The organism is Streptomyces virginiae (genome assembly GCF_041432505.1).
GTDB lineage: Bacteria > Actinomycetota > Actinomycetes > Streptomycetales > Streptomycetaceae > Streptomyces > Streptomyces virginiae_A.
In genome coordinates this window covers 5,356,804-5,372,492 of sequence record NZ_CP107871.1, presented here as the reverse complement: position 1 = coordinate 5,372,492, position 15,689 = coordinate 5,356,804, and the positions used below count along the sequence as shown (strand labels likewise).

General features: G+C 71.9%; 18 protein-coding genes. 10 read left to right on the top strand and 8 right to left on the bottom strand.

The window, feature by feature from the left end:
* Window positions 1-83: 83 nt before the first annotated feature.
* The 4 genes from OG624_RS25145 (at window position 84) to OG624_RS25130 (ending at window position 2,291) form a co-directional block, all read left to right on the top strand.
* Window positions 84-698, top strand: a complete 615-nt coding sequence (locus tag OG624_RS25145; protein ID WP_033219635.1) for a class F sortase — start codon at window positions 84-86, stop codon at window positions 696-698.
* 25 nt (window positions 699-723) lie between these two features.
* Window positions 724-1,383, top strand: a complete 660-nt coding sequence (locus tag OG624_RS25140) for a PH domain-containing protein (protein ID WP_266353109.1) — start codon at window positions 724-726, stop codon at window positions 1,381-1,383.
* Between the two features lie 97 nt (window positions 1,384-1,480).
* The gene (locus tag OG624_RS25135) at window positions 1,481-2,053 is read left to right on the top strand and encodes a VanZ family protein (RefSeq protein ID WP_033219630.1); all 573 of its coding nucleotides are present in this window, start codon (window positions 1,481-1,483) and stop codon (window positions 2,051-2,053) included.
* 37 nt (window positions 2,054-2,090) lie between these two features.
* Window positions 2,091-2,291, top strand: a complete 201-nt coding sequence (locus tag OG624_RS25130; protein WP_033219629.1) for a PspC domain-containing protein — start codon at window positions 2,091-2,093, stop codon at window positions 2,289-2,291.
* A gap of 29 nt (window positions 2,292-2,320) precedes the next feature.
* Here the strand turns inward: OG624_RS25130 and OG624_RS25125 are convergent, their stop codons facing one another.
* From OG624_RS25125 to OG624_RS25115, 3 genes are all read right to left on the bottom strand, one after another.
* On the bottom strand, window positions 2,321-3,091 hold the full coding sequence (locus tag OG624_RS25125; protein ID WP_371639861.1) for a hypothetical protein: 771 nt from the start codon (window positions 3,089-3,091) through the stop codon (window positions 2,321-2,323).
* 133 nt (window positions 3,092-3,224) lie between these two features.
* Window positions 3,225-3,482, bottom strand: coding sequence for a hypothetical protein (locus OG624_RS25120; RefSeq protein ID WP_033219623.1), 258 nt, complete (start codon window positions 3,480-3,482; stop codon window positions 3,225-3,227).
* Between the two features lie 139 nt (window positions 3,483-3,621).
* Window positions 3,622-4,770, bottom strand: a complete 1,149-nt coding sequence (locus OG624_RS25115; protein ID WP_371639860.1) for an adenosine deaminase — start codon at window positions 4,768-4,770, stop codon at window positions 3,622-3,624.
* Window positions 4,771-4,883: 113 nt separating this feature from the next.
* Between OG624_RS25115 and OG624_RS25110 the strand changes: the two genes are divergently transcribed.
* From OG624_RS25110 to OG624_RS25100, 3 genes are all read left to right on the top strand, one after another.
* On the top strand, window positions 4,884-5,618 hold the full coding sequence (locus OG624_RS25110; RefSeq protein ID WP_371639859.1) for an alpha/beta hydrolase: 735 nt from the start codon (window positions 4,884-4,886) through the stop codon (window positions 5,616-5,618).
* A 78-nt stretch (window positions 5,619-5,696) separates the two neighbouring features.
* Window positions 5,697-6,068 carry a cupin domain-containing protein gene (locus OG624_RS25105; protein WP_033219618.1) on the top strand — a complete coding sequence of 124 codons (372 nt, stop codon included), beginning with the start codon at window positions 5,697-5,699 and terminating at the stop codon, window positions 6,066-6,068.
* Between the two features lie 338 nt (window positions 6,069-6,406).
* The gene (locus OG624_RS25100) at window positions 6,407-7,450 is read left to right on the top strand and encodes a helix-turn-helix transcriptional regulator (protein WP_371639858.1); all 1,044 of its coding nucleotides are present in this window, start codon (window positions 6,407-6,409) and stop codon (window positions 7,448-7,450) included.
* Window positions 7,451-7,712: 262 nt separating this feature from the next.
* On the opposite strand, the gene OG624_RS25095 is transcribed toward OG624_RS25100, so the two are convergent.
* Complete coding sequence (locus OG624_RS25095) at window positions 7,713-8,687, bottom strand: LysR family transcriptional regulator (protein ID WP_208869343.1); 975 nt, start codon at window positions 8,685-8,687, stop codon at window positions 7,713-7,715.
* Between the two features lie 62 nt (window positions 8,688-8,749).
* On the opposite strand from OG624_RS25095, the gene OG624_RS25090 reads away from it, so the two are divergent.
* Entirely contained in the window at window positions 8,750-10,033 is a 1,284-nt protein-coding gene (locus tag OG624_RS25090; protein ID WP_266353100.1) for an MFS transporter, read from the top strand.
* 89 nt (window positions 10,034-10,122) lie between these two features.
* Entirely contained in the window at window positions 10,123-10,854 is a 732-nt protein-coding gene (locus OG624_RS25085; RefSeq protein ID WP_051763180.1) for a L,D-transpeptidase family protein, read from the top strand.
* Here the strand turns inward: OG624_RS25085 and OG624_RS25080 are convergent.
* Entirely contained in the window at window positions 10,851-12,137 is a 1,287-nt protein-coding gene (locus OG624_RS25080) for an MFS transporter (protein WP_244290765.1), read from the bottom strand. The genes OG624_RS25085 and OG624_RS25080 overlap by 4 nt on opposite strands.
* A 260-nt stretch (window positions 12,138-12,397) precedes the next feature.
* Here OG624_RS25080 and OG624_RS25075 point away from each other — a divergent pair, with 260 nt between their 5' ends.
* Window positions 12,398-13,399, top strand: coding sequence for a sigma-70 family RNA polymerase sigma factor (locus tag OG624_RS25075; RefSeq protein WP_033219611.1), 1,002 nt, complete (start codon window positions 12,398-12,400; stop codon window positions 13,397-13,399).
* Here OG624_RS25075 and OG624_RS25070 read toward each other — a convergent pair.
* From OG624_RS25070 to OG624_RS25060, 3 genes are all read right to left on the bottom strand, one after another.
* On the bottom strand, window positions 13,295-13,633 hold the full coding sequence (locus OG624_RS25070) for an STAS domain-containing protein (protein WP_266353095.1): 339 nt from the start codon (window positions 13,631-13,633) through the stop codon (window positions 13,295-13,297). The two genes, OG624_RS25075 and OG624_RS25070, sit on opposite strands and share 105 nt — an antisense overlap.
* 84 nt (window positions 13,634-13,717) lie before the next feature.
* Window positions 13,718-14,308: a Uma2 family endonuclease gene (locus tag OG624_RS25065; RefSeq protein WP_371639857.1), complete on the bottom strand. Its 591-nt coding sequence runs from the start codon at window positions 14,306-14,308 to the stop codon at window positions 13,718-13,720.
* Window positions 14,309-14,403: 95 nt separating this feature from the next.
* A complete protein-coding gene (locus tag OG624_RS25060) occupies window positions 14,404-15,681 on the bottom strand; it encodes a thymidine phosphorylase (RefSeq protein ID WP_033219605.1) in 1,278 nt (425 codons plus the stop codon).
* Between the last annotated feature and the right edge of the window lie 8 nt (window positions 15,682-15,689).

The window sequence follows — 15,689 nt, the reverse complement described above, 5'->3', positions numbered from 1 at the left end:
CCCCGCGCGTCCCCTCGTCACCCGTCCTCCTCATGGCGGGCCACCCTCGTGGTGGCCCGCCGGTCCCCGTTCAGGAGCCCCGCATGTCCCGAGCCGCCCTCCGCGCCACCGCGCTGCTCGCCCCGCTCGCCCTCGCCGGCCTGACCGGATGCGGCGGCGCCCCCGCCGGTAGCCCGGCGTCCGCCCCGACCCCGCACATCGCCCCGGCCTCCGCCGCTCCGGCGGCCGTCCCGGCCGCGACCGCGATGCCCGCCTCCGAGCCCGTACGCGTCCGGATCCCCTCGGCCGGGGTGGACACCTCCCCGGTACTGGGGCTGGGGCTCGCCGCCGACGGCACCGTCGAGGTGCCCTCGGTGGCCGACGCCGACCGGATCGGCTGGTACACCAAGGGCGTGACGCCGGGCCAGACCGGTCCCGCCGTACTGATCGGCCACTTCGACACCGCCCGCGGCCCCGCCGTGCTCAAGGACGTGTCGCGCGTCCGCACCGGCGAGGAGATCACGATCTCGCGGGCCGACGGCACCACCGCCGTCTTCCGCGTCCGCGAGCTGGAGCAGGTCGACAAGAAGCACTTCCCGACCGCCAAGGTGTACGGCGACACCGCCCGCCCCGAGCTGCGCGTCATCACCTGCGGCGGCGAGATCACGAACGGGCACCGCCCCGACAACATCATCCTGTACGCCGATCTCGTGGGCTGAGATGACGTGGGGCAGAATCGACCCCATGAGCAGCCAGCAGCCGACCGACGAGCCGGTGTACGCAGACCGGGTCTACCGATCCTCCATGGGCTTCGTCTCGGGGGTACTGCTGCTCGCGCTGACCGTCTGGCTCTGCGGCGACGCCGTGCTCCGCGGCTCCGGCAACACCCCGTGGATCGGCCTGGCGGTGGCGCTGTGCGTCGTACCGCTGATCGTCGCGTTCACCCTCCGCCCGGCCGTCTTCGCCAATGAGGACCGGATGCGCGTGCGGAACCCGTTCCGGATCATCGAGCTGCCCTGGGCGGCCGTGGACGCGGTCCGCGCCGGCTACTCGGCCGAGGTGCTGGCCGAGGGTTCGAAGTACCAGCTCTGGTCCGTGCCCGTCTCGCTGCGGGAACGCAAGAAGGCCAACCGGCAGCAGATGCGCCGCAATGCCATCGACCGTCGTGACCCGGGCAGCTCGGGCGACCCCACCGCGCGGGGCCGTGCCTCCGCCTCGGCCGCCGCCACCGAACCGATGCGGGCCAACGCCGACCGGATCGTCGACGAGCTGCAGGGACTGGCCGAACTGAACGCCGCGCGGCCGGGCGCGCAGGGCAGCGTGCGCGTGCGCTGGTCGTACGAGATCATCGCGCCCGCCCTGATCGGCGCGCTGCTGCTGATCGTCCTCATCGCCACGCGCTGACCGGCCAGGACACCGGATCCACCCCTTCTCGGGTGCTCCCCGCCACACCCCCCTCATGGCCGGAACCAGGGCTACCGGGGGACGCGTCCTCCCCGGTGTGCAGCGTCATGAGGCCGGCGAAAACGCCGCCACCGCGATCCACCTCCGTCTGCGACTCCTGGCCGGGGTCCTGCTCGCCGCCCATTTCGTGGTCGTCGGCTGGCTGACTCTGCGGCCGCTGGACGTGCCCTGGACCGCGGCGGCCAATCTGAGCCCGCTGGAGGGGATCGCGGCGGACCTGGCCCTCGGTCCCCTGGAGGCCGCCCGGCAGATCGGTGAGGGGCTCGCCCTGCTGGCCCCGCTCGGTGTGCTGGTGCCGTTGATCAGCGGACGTCTCGCGCCGTCGGCCCTCTCGGCCTGGTCCTCGCTGGTGCGGACCGCGGCCGCGGGCGCGCTGGTCTCGGTGTGCATCGAGATGCTGCAGACCGCGGTCCCGGGGCAGGTCGTGGACGTGGACTCGGTGCTGCTGAACACCGTCGGTGTGGTGCTCGCGCACGTGGCCGTCGTACCGGCGCTGCGGGCCCGGCTCAGGCGCTCACACACCGTTTATCAGGGGGACACCCCGAAGATTTCCAGGGTCGGGCTCGGCCCCTGGACCGACGTTCTGTCGGCGGTCCAGCGGGAGTATTGAGCCATCGCAGAAAGCGATACCGACGAAGGAGAATCTCATGAGCGCCCTGGTCCGCCCCCGTGACGGCCGCTGGATCGGCGGAGTCTGCGCCGGACTGGCGCGGCGTTTCGGAATTTCGACGAACGCGATGCGCGCCATTTTCGTCGTCTCGTGCCTGCTGCCGGGCCCGCAGTTCCTGATCTACATAGCGCTGTGGGTGCTGCTGCCGAACGAGAAGCCCGCTTCGGCCGCCTGGTAGTCCGACGGCCGGCGCGTCCTCGGGCCGGCCTACCGGGTCTTCTGGATCTTCTCCAGTTGCTTGTCGGCCACTTCCTGCGGCACCTGGGCCTTCTGCTGGGCCGCACCCGCCACGTTGAGGGCCGTCAGTCGCACGACGGTGTCGCCCTCGCGTACGACGACCAGGTGGACCTGCGCCGAGACCCCCTCGGCGGCTGCGGTCATGGTCCAGCTGACGCTCTCGTCGCCGCCGGTGCGGTAGTCGGCGGGGCGGATCTCGCGATAGGCGCCGGCCTGCTTCTCGACCTTGGCGGAGAAGCCCGAACCGCAGGCGGCGACGGCGGCCTTGAGCCGGGAGATCAGCGCCTTCGCGTCGCTCTCGGAGTAGGAGCTGACGGTGGCCGAGACGGCCAGCCCAAGCTGCCTCTGGGATCCGATGCCGCGGCTGACGGTCTCGCGGGCGGAGGGGTCCGGCTTGTCGCCCATGACGTCGGCCAGCGGCTGGCAGGCCTTCTTGTCGGCCTGCGGCTGGCCGTCCGGGGCATTGGGGTTCTTGCCCTGGGCGGAGACCTGGTAGCCGGGCAGGTCGCCCTGTGCCAGCGCGGACCGCTCAAGCCTGCTGCCACCGGACTTCGGCGCGGCCGAGCTGGCTGCCGCGGCGGACGGCGCCGGGACGCCGGGCGCGGCCGAGGCGCTGCCGGCGGAGCCCTTGGGATCGGGGCTCTTGCCCGTCGCGGGGGTGTTCGTACTGCTGCACCCCACAGCGGCGAACAGCAGGGCGGGGACCAGCGCGACCATCGTCGCTCGTGCCTTCATGCGCATGACCGAGAACCTCGTACCCAAGACGTCGGCGGGCAGTTGGTGGCGATCGTGGCACACGGCGCGGCGGGATACATACCTGGTCGAAAGGGCATGCGCCCGCCGCACACGTGTACGCATCACAGTGGCGGCAGGCTCAGCTGCCGAGGCCGTTCAGGCTGTTGGTGAGCGGGTTCAGCACTCCGGTGATCTGAGAGGTGGGGTCGCTCGACTGCTGAGCCCCGCCGCCCACCTGCTGCTGGCTGGTCGCACCCTGGAGCATGCCGGTGGCGGAGCCCAGCGCGTCGGTGAGGCCGACCGCCGGGACGGCGGCGGAGGCGGTACCGGCGGCGACGGCGGCGAAGGCGGCACCGAGAACGACGGTACCGAGGGTCTTGGCAGCTGACTTCTTCATGAAAAGTTGTCCTTGCGACGAGGAATTGAGCGGCTCCGCAAACTAGTCACTTCAAACCCTCGCCCGCAAACATCCTTAAATACGAGAAAGCGCCCGGGAATTATCCCTCCCGGGCGCTTCCGTTTTGTCATGTCGTGGCCTAGGCCGAGACAGAACCGCTGGTGGAGGCGGTCTGCTGGAACAGCCACTCCGACTTCAGCTCCGCGTAACCGGGCTTGATCACTTCATTGATCATGGCCAGTCGTTCATCGAAAGGAATGAACGCGGACTTCATCGCATTGACGGTGAACCACTGCATGTCGTCGAGGGTGTAGCCGAAGGTGTCGACCAGGTGCTCGAACTCGCGGCTCATGCTGGTGCCGCTCATCAGGCGGTTGTCCGTGTTGACCGTGAGCCTGAAGTGCAGCTTGCGCAGCAGACCGATCGGGTGCTCGGCGTACGAGGCGGCCGCGGCGGTCTGCAGGTTCGAGGTCGGGCACATCTCCAGGGGGATGCGCTTGTCCCGGACGTACGAGGCCAGGCGGCCCAGGGTCACAGAACCGTCCTCGGCGACCTCGATGTCGTCGATGATCTTCACGCCGTGACCGAGGCGGTCGGCGCCGCACCACTGCAGGGCCTGCCAGATCGACGGCAGGCCGAAGGCCTCACCCGCGTGGATGGTGAAGTGGTTGTTCTCGCGCTTGAGGTACTCGAAGGCGTCGAGGTGGCGGGTGGGAGGGAACCCGGCCTCGGCGCCGGCGATGTCGAAGCCGACCACGCCGTTGTCGCGGTAGCGGTTCGCCAGCTCGGCGATCTCCAGCGCGCGGGCGGCGTGGCGCATCGCGGTCAGCAGGGCGCCGACGCGGATGCGGTGGCCGTTGGCCTTCGCGCGACGCTCGCCCTCGCGGAAGCCGTCGTTCACGGCTTCGACGACCTCTTCGAGGGAGAGGCCGGCTTCCAGGTGCTGCTCGGGCGCGTAGCGGATCTCGGCGTACACGACGCCGTCCTCGGCCAGGTCCTCGGCGCACTCGGCGGCGACCCGGAAGAGGGCGGTCTTCGTCTGCATGACCGCGCAGGTGTGCGCGAAGGTCTCCAGGTAGCGCGGCAGGGAACCGGAGTCGGCGGCCTCACGGAACCAGATGCCGAGCTTGTCGGCGTCGGTCTCGGGGAGGTTCTCGTAACCGACCTCGCGGGCCAGCTCGATGATGGTCCCGGGACGCAGTCCACCGTCGAGGTGATCGTGCAGCAGCACCTTCGGGGAACGACGGATCTGATCCGGGGTCGGCAGGTTGGGGGTCTCGCTCGTCATCTGCGCACTCTACTCCTACGCGCGTAGAGCGGAATGGCCCCGGCGGGCGTCGATATGTAACAGAGACCGTGCGGACGGATGGCGTACACCTCAAGGTCTGAGACTGTTCCGCCATGGCACAGCATGCGCCGCCGGCGCGCGGGGTCCGTCTGGGGCGGGCGGCCGGCGCGAGAACCGGCTCGGGTTCGACGGAAAGCACGGTCAACGGGGTGGTGCTCCTGCTCCCCGGGGCCTCCCGGTTCTCCCCGGGTCCCATGCGTCCGCTCGCGCGGGCGTTGGCCCGCGCGGGCGGGGCGGAGGGGCTCGTCACGCACATGGTCGTCCACGGCGGGGACTCCGCCCGGGAGGAGCAGGCGGGGTGGGCCGCCGACGAGGCGGTACGGCGGTACGGGGACGTGCCGGTGTGCCTGGTCGGCTACGACGCGGGAGGACTGGCCGCGCTGCGGGCGGCGGGCCACGGGGCCGTCAACTCGGTCGTGGTGATCGCCCCTTGTTTAACGGAGGCGGGCCGCGCCGACTCCCCTGAACCGGTGAAACAACTGTCGGGACGGCAGGTGTTGATCGTCCACGGCACCGACGACGCGCGCAGCGACCCGGAGGCCTCCTTCCGGCTGGCGGCGCGCGCGAAGAAGGCGAATCGTTCGACCTGCCGCTTCGAGGTCCATTCGGACGGGCACGGACTGCGCGAGCACCAGCAGGAAGTGGTGGCGCTGGCCGTGGACTTCGTCCTGGGCGCGGTCTTCACGGGGCGGTACTCGCGGCCGGTGACGGACGCCCTGGCCGCGCCGCCGCCCCTGGGCCTGCGGATGCCGCTGGCCTCGGGCTTCGGCAAGTCGCTGCGGAGGTGATCCACATGTCCGGAGCGGCGCGCGTACCGTGAGAAGCGGACTCGGGGTGTGTTGCCGGACTCCCGGAGGCGACCGGCCATGGGCGGATTGATCCACAGGAACTTCGACAAGCCCGACGAGACGCGACCCTTCGAGGCCGGCACGGGCAGGCTGGACCTGTTCAACACCGAGGGCGGGGCGGTGGGGCGGGCGGTCTTCGAGCCGGGTTGGCGCTGGTCGCTGCACATCAAGCCGCTGGCCGGCACGGACAGCTGCCGCTCGGCCCACACCGGGTACATCGTGAGCGGCCGGATGAAGATCGTCATGGACGACGGGGAGAGCGGCGACCTCGGTCCGGGCGACTTCATCCAGATCGCCCCCGGGCACGACGCCTGGGTCCTGGGGGACGAGCCGTGCGTCGCGCTGGACTGGACCGGCTACAGCGACTACGCGAAGCCGGCCGACGGCTGAGCGGCGGGCGGACGGCGGCCGGCGGTCCGGCGGCCGAAAGGCCCGTGCGTGCTCTTCGGGGTCGCGCCGGTCCGTCCGTACCCGCCGCTCCGCCCCCTCACGGTCGGATGGCATCGAACGGCCCTGGCGCGACCACCACGGCCGGCCGCGGGTCGGGCCGGACGCTGGCCCCCGTTCTCGCCTGGGCGTCCGCCTCAGCACACCGCGCTTCCCCCTCGTGCCGTGCTGCCACTGTGCCGCCTCGGCGGATGCCGAGGGCGGCCGGCCAGGCGTCGTTTTGCCGCCTTGCGGAAATACGAGGGGTTTACAAACAGTCATAACTCGGGACGCATACGCACATGCCTCCCGAGGAATCCGGGGCGGCCGGAGCCGACGGGGAGCTGAGCCCCGCGGCCCGGCGCCTGTACGCGTACGCCGTGGAGCGGCACGTCTTCGACCTGTGCGAGGCCACCGCGGCGCTGGGGGTCCGCGCGGCCGCCGCGATCACCGAGCTGGCCTCCGTACACCTGCTCCAGCGGGCCCCGGGCGACGACCCGGACCGCTGGAGCGCGGTGGCCCCCCGGGCCGCGGCGGCCCGGGCCCTCGCCCCGCTGGCGCTGCTCGTACGGGAGACCCACGACGAGATGGACCGGCTGCGCGGGCGGCTGGAGGCGCTGGTGCCCGCGTACGAGGCGGGGACGGCGCACCGGGACCTCAGCGGGTCCGGCCGGCTGGAGCTGGTCACCGACCTCGGGGCGGTTCGGGGGCTGATCGCGGAACTGGTCGCGACGTGCGAACGGGAGCTGCTGACCTCGCAGCCGGGCGGGGGTCGCCCGCTGGAGACGTTGGAGGAGTCGATCGGGCGGGACGAGTCCCTGCTGACGCGCGGGGTCCGGATGCGCACGATCTACCAGCACACGGCACGCTACTCACGCCCCACGGCGGCGTACGTCGAGCGGGTGACGGCCCTGGGCGCCCAGGTACGGACCCTGGGCGACGGGCTGATGCGGATGCTGATCTTCGACGAGCACACGGGCCTGATGGCGGTGCCGGACCGCAGCGGGGCGGCGCTGGTGGTGCGGGAGCCGAGCGTCGTGCACTTCATGACCACGACCTTCGAACGCTCCTGGGTGGGCGCGGAGCCGTTCCCGACCTCGGTGAGCCCGGAGGCGGCCCGGTCGATCTCGGACGAGCTGCGGCAGACGATCGTCCGGCTGCTGTCGGAGGGACTGGAGGACAAGGTGATCGCCCGCCGCCTGGGCATGTCGGAGCGGACCTGCCAGCGCCACATCGCCGAGATCATGCGCGCGGTGGGCGCCAAGTCCCGCTTCCAGGCGGGCTACTTGCTCTCCCCGGCCCCGGCCGCCGGCCCCGTAACGCCCACACCGACTCCCCCTACCTGAGCACTCCGGCCCGGGCAATTCCAGCCCTGCCTGGGCCACTTCCAGCCCTGCCTGGGCCACTTCCAGCCTCGCCGGCGTTTGAGGCGCAGGGTCTGGGGAGGAGCCCCAGGAAACCCGCCTCCGCCGGGCACCGGGCTCCGCCCGGACCCTCCCCCAGCTACCGCTGGGAGGTGCCCCCTGCTCAAACGCCGGCGAGGCTGGGGGTGGCCCAGGCGGAGTTGGCCGGGGCGGGCGGGATCGGTCCCGGTCGGTGGTGGCCCGGCTAGGGCAAGGGTTCCAGTTCGGGGATCAAGCGGCCGCGGCGGGAGAGGAGGAAGCGCTTGAACTCCGCCACCGGTGGGGTGTCGGGGTGGCCGTCGAGCCAGGCCAGGCCGATCTCGCGGACGGCGCGCGGGGCGGTGACCGTCAGCTCGACCACGCCGGGGCGGGGCACGGCCGGGGGCGGCAGGAGGGCCACGCCCAGGCCTGCGGCGACCAGGCCGCGCAGGGTCTCGGCCTCCTCGCCCTCGAAGGCGACCTTCGGGGTGAACCCGGCCTCCGCGCACAGGTCGTCGGTGATGCGGCGCATGCCGTAGCCGGGCTCCAGGGTGACGAAGGTTTCCTCGGCGGCCTCGGCGAGCCGGATGCGCTTGCGCGTCGCGAGCCGGTGGTCGTCCGGGACCACCAGGCGGAGCCGCTGTTCGTCGAGGCGGCGCGCGACCAGGTCGGGGGCGTCCGGCACGGGCGAGGTCAGGCACAGGTCGAGTTCGCCGGCCCGGAGCTTCTCCAGCATGGCCTCGCCGTAGTTCTGGACGAGGGAGAAGCGGATGCGCGGGTGGTCGGCGCGGAAGGCGCGGATCAGGCCGGGTACGGTCTCGGACCCCAGGGTGTGCAGGAAGCCGAAGGCCACCTTGCCGGCCGCCGGATCGGCGTCCTGCTGCACCGATTCGGCGGCGCGGTCGATCTCCGTGAGGGCCTGCTCGGCCGAGGCCAGGAAGGTGCGGCCGGCCGTGGTGAGGGCGACCGTACGGCCCTTGCGGGCGAACAGCGTGACCCCGAGGTCCTGTTCGAGCCGGACCATGGCGCGGGACAGGGTGGACTGCGGGACGCCCAGCTCGTGGGCGGCGCGGGTGACGTGCTCGTGGCGGGCCACGGCGACGAAGTACGCCAGCCGCGGCGCCAGCAGAGTTGTCACTGCCATGTCTTCTACGTAACGGTTCATCGACATCCACGCTTCTGAGCTGGGTTGATGCATCAGTGGATCGATTATCGCGATTCTGTGCATTGGACGCATGAAATGGACAGGCCTACCGTCGAAGCATGCCTCCCGTTCATACCGGGGCACCCGTCATCCCGGGTGCCTCCACCTCGTCGTCCCCCGCACCGCAGCCCCTCTCCCCCGGCCGCCCCGGTTACCGCCGGATGAGCCTCGCGCTCTTCGCCGCCGGACTCGCGACGTTCGCCCTCCTCTACTCCACCCAGGCGCTGTTGCCCGCGATCTCCGCCGGCTTCGGGGTGACGGCGGGCCAGGCCAGCTGGACGGTGTCCGCGGCCACCGGCGCGCTCGCGCTGTTCGTCCTCCCGCTGAGCGCGCTGTCCGAACGCTTCGGTCGCACCCGGATGATGACGTACGCGATGGTGATCGCCGTCGTCGTCGCCCTGCTGGTGCCGTTCGCGCCGAGTGTGGAGTGGCTGGTGGTGCTGCGCGCCGTCCAGGGCGCGGCGATCGCCGGGATCCCGGCCTCCGCGATGGCGTACCTGGCGGAGGAGGTCGAACCGAAGGCGCTGGTGGCCGCGATCGGCCTGTTCGTGGCGGGGAACTCCATCGGCGGGATGAGCGGCCGGCTCGTCACCGGCTGGGCCGCTCAGCTGTGGGGCTGGCGGGCGGGCCTGCTGGCCGTGGCCCTGATGGCGCTGGCGTGCGCCGTGGCCTTCCTGGTGCTGTTGCCCCGGGCGCGGTTCTTCCGCCCGGCGTCGCTGAACCCGCGCGCGGTGGGCCGTACCGTCGCCGGTCACCTGCGTGATCCGCTGCTGCTGCGCCTGTACGGGATCGGCGCCCTGTTCATGACGGTCTTCGGCGCGGTCTACACCGTGATCGGCTACCGCCTGGTGGACGAGCCGTTCTCGCTCGGGCAGGGCGTGGTCGGGTCGATCTTCCTGATCTACCTGGTCGGTACGGTCTCCTCGGCCGCCGCGGGCAAGCTGGTGGCCCGTACCGGGCGGCGCGGCGCGCTGTACCTGGCCGTGACGACCACGGCGCTCGGGCTGCTGCTGTCGCTGTCCGACTCGCTGGCGGCGATCGTGCTCGGGCTGGTGCTGATCACGGCGGGCTTCTTCGCGGGGCACGCGGTGGCCTCGGCCGCGGTGAGCCGGACGGCGAAGACGGGCCGGGCACAGGCCTCCGCGCTCTACCAGTCGGCGTACTACCTCGGCTCCAGCGCGGGCGGCACCCTGGGCGCCCTCGCCTACCACGGGGCCGGTTGGGCGGCCACGGTCGGCATCGCGCTGCTGGCGGTGCTCGGCGTCGTGTCGATCACCCTGTACGGGTCGCACGCGGCGCGCGCCGAGCGGCGGATGCCGGCGTCGGCCGTGGGCGCGCGCTGACGAAATCTCCACACCCGACGCGGCAACCCCTGCTTGTTTTCCGGGCATTCAACACGGAGGACGATGCGGTACGAGCAGGGGAGGACCGGATGGGGTCGGGGACGGGCACGGGGGCACGAGCGTCACGCGGGCGTGTGGGGCGACGGGCGGCGGTGCTGGTCGGGGCGGTCGCGCTGGCGCTGCCGGTGGTGGTCACGGGAGGCGGGGCGGCGCAGGCCGCCGCCTCCTGCAACCTCACCACCGGGCCGTACCAGCGGCAGGTCGAGCAGTTCCTCGGGCGGCCGGTGGACGGGAAGCAGTCGGCGGCCGACTGCACGGCGATCCGCTCCTTCCAGGCGAGCCACGGGATCACCCCGACACAGGGCTACGCCGGGCCGCTGACCTGGCAGACGATGAGCACGATGCTGGCCCAGCGGGCAGCCGGGACCACCCCGAACAAGGCGGGCGCCTGCCCGGTGGACCGGGGACGGATCGCCTGCGTCGACCTGACGCGGCAGCTCAGCTGGATCCAGGACGGCGCCGGCCTGACGTACGGGCCCGTCCCGGTCCGCACCGGCAAGGACGGCACGGAGACCCGGACCGGCCTGAAGAAGATCTACTACCGCAACATCGACCACTGGTCGACGCTGTACAACGTCTCGATGCCGTACGCGCAGTTCTTCGACGGCGGCATCGCCTTCCACTCGACCACCAAGAGCATGTGGAACCCGCCCGGTTCGGGCGGCTGCGTGAACATGCGCTCGGCCGACGCCAAGGCGTACTGGAACCTGCTGGGGCAGGGCGAGGACGTCTACGTGTACGGACGCAAGCCCGGGACCTAGGAGGCGGCGGGGGCGGTCGGCTCGGCGGGGGCGGGTCCGGGTGTCGGTGCGGGGGCGGCGGCCAGTCGGTCCAACCGGCTCAGGGCGCAGCGGCGTTGGACGAGGGACAGGCCCGCCACACCGGCCCCGAGGGCCAGCCAGCCGACCGGGCCGGCCGCCATCACCGCGCCGGTGAGCAGCAGCGGGCCGGCGGACTTCTGGACGGACTGGGCCATGCCGGCCACCCCGAGGTAGGAGGCGCGCGCCCGCTGCGGCGCGAGGGAGACCGCGAGCTCCCAGGAGCTCACCGAGCGCATCAGCTCCGCCGCGGTGGCCAGCACGGCCGCGGCGAGCAGGATCAGCGAGGCGGCCCAGGCCCCGCCGGCGGGGGCGGCGGCCAGGAAGACGCAGCAGGCGAGCGTCGTCAGGCCGTACAGGGCGACGGCGCCCGCCGCCTGACGAGGGCCGTCCACCCGTGCCGACACCCGGAGCTGCAGGACGACGACGAGCACGGTGTTGATGACCAGGAAGGCCGGGATCAGGGCGTGCGGGGCCGCGGTGTGGCCGACCAGCCACAGCGGCACGCCGATGCCGAGGATCGAGTCGTCCAGATGCATCGGGATGTCGAGCAGGACGAACCGCAGGTAGCCGCGGTCCCGCCAGGGGCCGGCCCCGGCCGCCGGGGTGCCTTCCTCCACCTCGGGCCGGGCGACCACGAGCCCGGCGCCGCTCGGCTCCCGGGTGCGCCACACCAGGGCCGCGGCCACGAGGAAGGACAGGGCGTTCGCCAGGATCAGCACCTGGTAGGCGCCGTGGGTGCCGACGGCGAGACCGATGGCGGCGAGGCCGGCGCCGAGGGCGTAGCCGGCGTTGGCCGAACTGCGCGACAACGCCTGGTAGGTGGAGCGCCGCTCGCCGGCGACCCGGGTGGCGAAGAGCATCTCCAGCGTCTTGGCCGCCCGGTCTCCCAGGTGGGTGACGGCGAACAGGAGCAGCAGCAGGCCGAAGTCGGTGACCACCAGCAGCACGCAGAGGGCCACGAGGCGGATCAGGTGGCAGCCGATCAGCAGGGTGCGGACCTGGAAGCGGTCGGCGAGATGGCCGGCCAGCGGAGATCCGGCGATGCCCGCCACCCCGGCCGCGCCCAGCAGCAGGCCCAGCTGCCCGGCGTCGAGGCCGACGACGAAGGTGAAGTAGAGGACGGAGGACGCGGCCCACACGCCGGTGCCCGCCCGGTCCAGGGCCTGGGTGAGCAGCATGATCCGCGCGTCACGGCCGCCGGGTGGCCGGCGCAGTTGCGCCAACAGACCGCCGTCCTTGTGTCGTGCCTTCCGGATCTCCCCGCCGCGCCGCATCCCAGCCCCCCGTATCGACCGCGCCCACCGCCCATGTATCTCGATGTCGAGATACATGACGGAAGCCTGCCCGAAATCAATCTTGACGTCAAGAAACTTGATGACGACATATATGCGCTCCGATGGGCGCGTCTCCGGCTTCCGGCTGCCGTTGTCAGACCCCTCCGGTAGGTTCCGAAGGAGCGGAACGACTTGGGGGACGGACGGACATGAGCGATCTCGCCACCACCGAAATGGACCTCGACACGGCCATGGAGCGGTACCGGGTCGAGCTCACCGGCTACTGCTACCGGATGCTCGGCTCGTCCTTCGACGCCGAGGACGCGGTGCAGGACACGTACGTCCGCGCCTGGCGCAGCTACGAGAAGTTCGAGGGCCGCTCCTCGCTGCGGTCGTGGCTGTACCGGATCGCCACCAACGTCTGCCTGGACCTGCTGAACGCGGGCAACAAGCGGGCCCGCCCGATGGACCTGACCGCCCCGCAGCACCAGGCCTCCGCCGTGCTCAACGAGCGCCCCGAGGTTACCTGGCTGGAGCCGGTCCCGGACGGCCGGGTGCTGCCGCAGACCGCCGACCCGGCGGAGATGGCGCTGGCGAAAGAGTCCGTCCGACTGGCCTTCGTCGCGGCGCTCCAGCACCTGCCGGCGAAGCAACGGGCGGTGCTCATCCTGCGCGAGGTGCTGGCCTGGAAGGCCGACGAGGTGGCCCAGCTCCTGGAGACCACGACGGCCTCGGTGAACAGCGCCCTCCAGCGGGCACGGGCCACCCTCGCCGGGCAGTCGCTGCGCGACAGCGACCCCGCGGATCCGCTCGACGCGGACCAGGCGAAGCTGCTGGAGCAGTACCTCTCCGCCTTCGAGGCCTACGACATCTCGCGGCTCACCACCCTCCTCCACGAGGACGCGGTCCTCTCGATGCCGCCGTTCGACCTGTGGCTCCAGGGCCAGGAGGACATCGCGGCCTGGCACCTCAACCAGGGCATCGGCTGCAAGGGCTCCCGACTGATCCCGACGACGGCGAACGGCCTGCCCGCCTTCGGCCAGTACCGGCCGCGCGAGGACGGACGACCGGGCCACACCCCGTGGGCGCTCCAGGTGCTGGAGATCTCAGACGGCCGGATCGTCGGGCTCAACGCCTTCCTGGACACCGCGCGGTGGTTCCCGCTGTTCGGCCTCCCCGAGGAGCTCGACGAGGCCTACGAGGTCCAGTAGGGCCCGCAGCGCGGGCGCGGCCCCGGTCACCCGCAGCGGCCGCCCCCGGGCGGCCAGCCGCAGCCGGGCCAACACCTGTACGTCGCCGAGCCCGGGCGCGGTCACCGCGGCGGCGTCGCAGACCACCGCCCCCGCCCCGCCGTCGTAGAGCCGGGCCAGCCGTGCGCACAGCAGCGCGGCGTCCTGCGGGGCGGCCGGTCCGGGACCGGGCAGCACGAGTCGATGGATCTCCACGAGAGGGTGACTCCCCGGCACCCCGGAAGTCATCGGCGGCGGCGCACAAGGCGCGATCCACGAGGCCCGGCCGCGGCTCCGAGGTCAGGGGCGGGGGAAGCCGAAGGTGTCGAGGACGAGGTCGAACGGCTCGGGAAGGTGGACGGCCTCACCGAACTTGCCCGCGTGCAGAACGCGGTACTTGCCGTCGCTCGGCTCGCCGTACAGGTGGATGGTGGGGCTGCCCGTCGCGTGCGGATCGATGAGCAGGTAGAGCGGGACACCCGCAGCGGCGTACCCGTTCAGTTTGGACACGCGGTCGTTGACGGCCGTCGACTTCGACGTGACCTCGACGACCAGCTCGGCCGCAGCTGCGGGAACGAACTTCTCCCCTTCCGGAACCTTCTCCCTCGGCACGACCACGAGGTCCGGGATGTAGAGACCGCTGCGGCTCGGGACGGCCACATTGAGGGTCTGGTGGATGCCCCAATCGGCGGCGATGACCGTGTACAGGCGGCGTTGCACCGCCTCCGCGATCAAGTTGTGGTCGTTGACGGGTGGTGGTGCCACGGTGACGATCCCCTCGATGATCTCCACCTTGCAGCCCTCGGGCCAGTCCGTCTCCTCCCAGAGGCGGACGAGGCCCTCCCAGCCGTCGCCGCCCCGCGGCTCCTGCTGGACGGTGAGTGCGCTCATGGTGTGCTCCTCAAGCTGTTGGCACCGCTCCCAGCATGCCGAACGGGACCGGTGGGGGTCCACCGGTCCCGTTCAGCCGCACGAGTGAGTACAGGTCAGGCGATGCGGTCCAGGACGATCGGCGTGGCGGAGAAGGCCGTGCCCACCTGGGCGATGTCGTACGTGCCCGCCAGGGAGGCGAGGGCGTAGTCGAACTTCTCCGGGGTGTCCGTGTGCAGGGTCATCAGCGGCTGGCCCGCCGTCACCATGTCGCCCGGCTTCGCGTGGAGCTCGACGCCCGCGCCCGCCTGCACCGGGTCCTCCTTGCGCGCACGGCCGGCGCCCAGGCGCCAGGCGGCGACGCCGACCCCGTACGCGTCCAGGCGGGTCAGGACGCCCGACTCGGGGGCGGTGACCACGTGCTGCTCGCGGGCGACCGGGAGGGTCGCGTCCGGGTCGCCGCCCTGGGCCGCGATCATCCGGCGCCAGTGGTCCATCGCGGAGCCGTCGGCGAGGGCCTTCGCCGGGTCGGCGTCCTTGATGCCCGCCGCGTCCAGCATCTCCTTGGCCAGCGCGATGGTCAGCTCGACCACGTCGGCGGGGCCGCCACCGGCCAGTACCTCGACCGACTCGCGGACCTCCAGCGCGTTGCCGGCGGTCAGGCCGAGCGGGGTCGACATGTCGGTGATCAGCGCGACCGTCTTCACCCCGCTGTCCTTGCCGAGGCTGACCATCGTGTGAGCCAACTCCTGCGCGTCCGCCAGGTTCTTCATGAAGGCGCCGGTACCGACCTTGACGTCCAGGACGAGCGAGCCGGTGCCCTCGGCGATCTTCTTCGACATGATCGAGGAAGCGATCAGCGGGATGGCCTCGACGGTACCGGTGACGTCACGCAGCGCGTAGAGCTTCTTGTCCGCCGGGGCCAGGCCGTCGCCGGCCGCGCAGATGACCGCGCCGGTGGTGTCCAGGACGTGCAGCATCTCCTCGTTGGAGAGCAGCGCGCGCCAGCCGGGGATGGACTCCAGCTTGTCGAGCGTGCCACCGGTGTGGCCGAGGCCGCGGCCGGACAGCTGGGGCACGGCCGCGCCGCACGCGGCGACGAGCGGGGCGAGCGGGAGGGTGATCTTGTCGCCGACGCCGCCCGTGGAGTGCTTGTCGGCGGTCGGGCGGGAGAGGGAGTCGAAGTTCATGCGCTCGCCGGAGGCGATCATCGCCGCGGTCCAGCGGGCGATCTCGGTCCGGTTCATGCCGTTGAGCAGGATGGCCATCGCCAGCGCGGACATCTGCTCGTCGGCCACGACACCGCGGGTGTACGCGTCGATGACCCAGTCGATCTGCTCGGGGCTCAGTTCACCGCGGTCCCGCTTGGTCCGGATGACGGAGATGACGTCCATGAGGTGCT

Coding starts and splice junctions, on each gene's coding strand:
- OG624_RS25075 (WP_033219611.1), top strand. CDS start 12,398: ATGAGCGATCTCGCCACCACCGAAATGGACCTCGACACGGCCATGGAG.
- OG624_RS25090 (WP_266353100.1), top strand. CDS start 8,750: ATGCCTCCCGTTCATACCGGGGCACCCGTCATCCCGGGTGCCTCCACC.
- OG624_RS25085 (WP_051763180.1), top strand. CDS start 10,123: ATGGGGTCGGGGACGGGCACGGGGGCACGAGCGTCACGCGGGCGTGTG.
- OG624_RS25115 (WP_371639860.1), bottom strand. CDS start 4,770: ATGACGAGCGAGACCCCCAACCTGCCGACCCCGGATCAGATCCGTCGT.
- OG624_RS25105 (WP_033219618.1), top strand. CDS start 5,697: ATGGGCGGATTGATCCACAGGAACTTCGACAAGCCCGACGAGACGCGA.
- OG624_RS25130 (WP_033219629.1), top strand. CDS start 2,091: ATGAGCGCCCTGGTCCGCCCCCGTGACGGCCGCTGGATCGGCGGAGTC.
- OG624_RS25120 (WP_033219623.1), bottom strand. CDS start 3,482: ATGAAGAAGTCAGCTGCCAAGACCCTCGGTACCGTCGTTCTCGGTGCC.
- OG624_RS25060 (WP_033219605.1), bottom strand. CDS start 15,681: ATGGACGTCATCTCCGTCATCCGGACCAAGCGGGACCGCGGTGAACTG.
- OG624_RS25125 (WP_371639861.1), bottom strand. CDS start 3,091: ATGCGCATGAAGGCACGAGCGACGATGGTCGCGCTGGTCCCCGCCCTG.
- OG624_RS25065 (WP_371639857.1), bottom strand. CDS start 14,308: ATGAGCGCACTCACCGTCCAGCAGGAGCCGCGGGGCGGCGACGGCTGG.
- OG624_RS25100 (WP_371639858.1), top strand. CDS start 6,407: ATGCCTCCCGAGGAATCCGGGGCGGCCGGAGCCGACGGGGAGCTGAGC.
- OG624_RS25110 (WP_371639859.1), top strand. CDS start 4,884: ATGGCACAGCATGCGCCGCCGGCGCGCGGGGTCCGTCTGGGGCGGGCG.
- OG624_RS25145 (WP_033219635.1), top strand. CDS start 84: ATGTCCCGAGCCGCCCTCCGCGCCACCGCGCTGCTCGCCCCGCTCGCC.
- OG624_RS25140 (WP_266353109.1), top strand. CDS start 724: ATGAGCAGCCAGCAGCCGACCGACGAGCCGGTGTACGCAGACCGGGTC.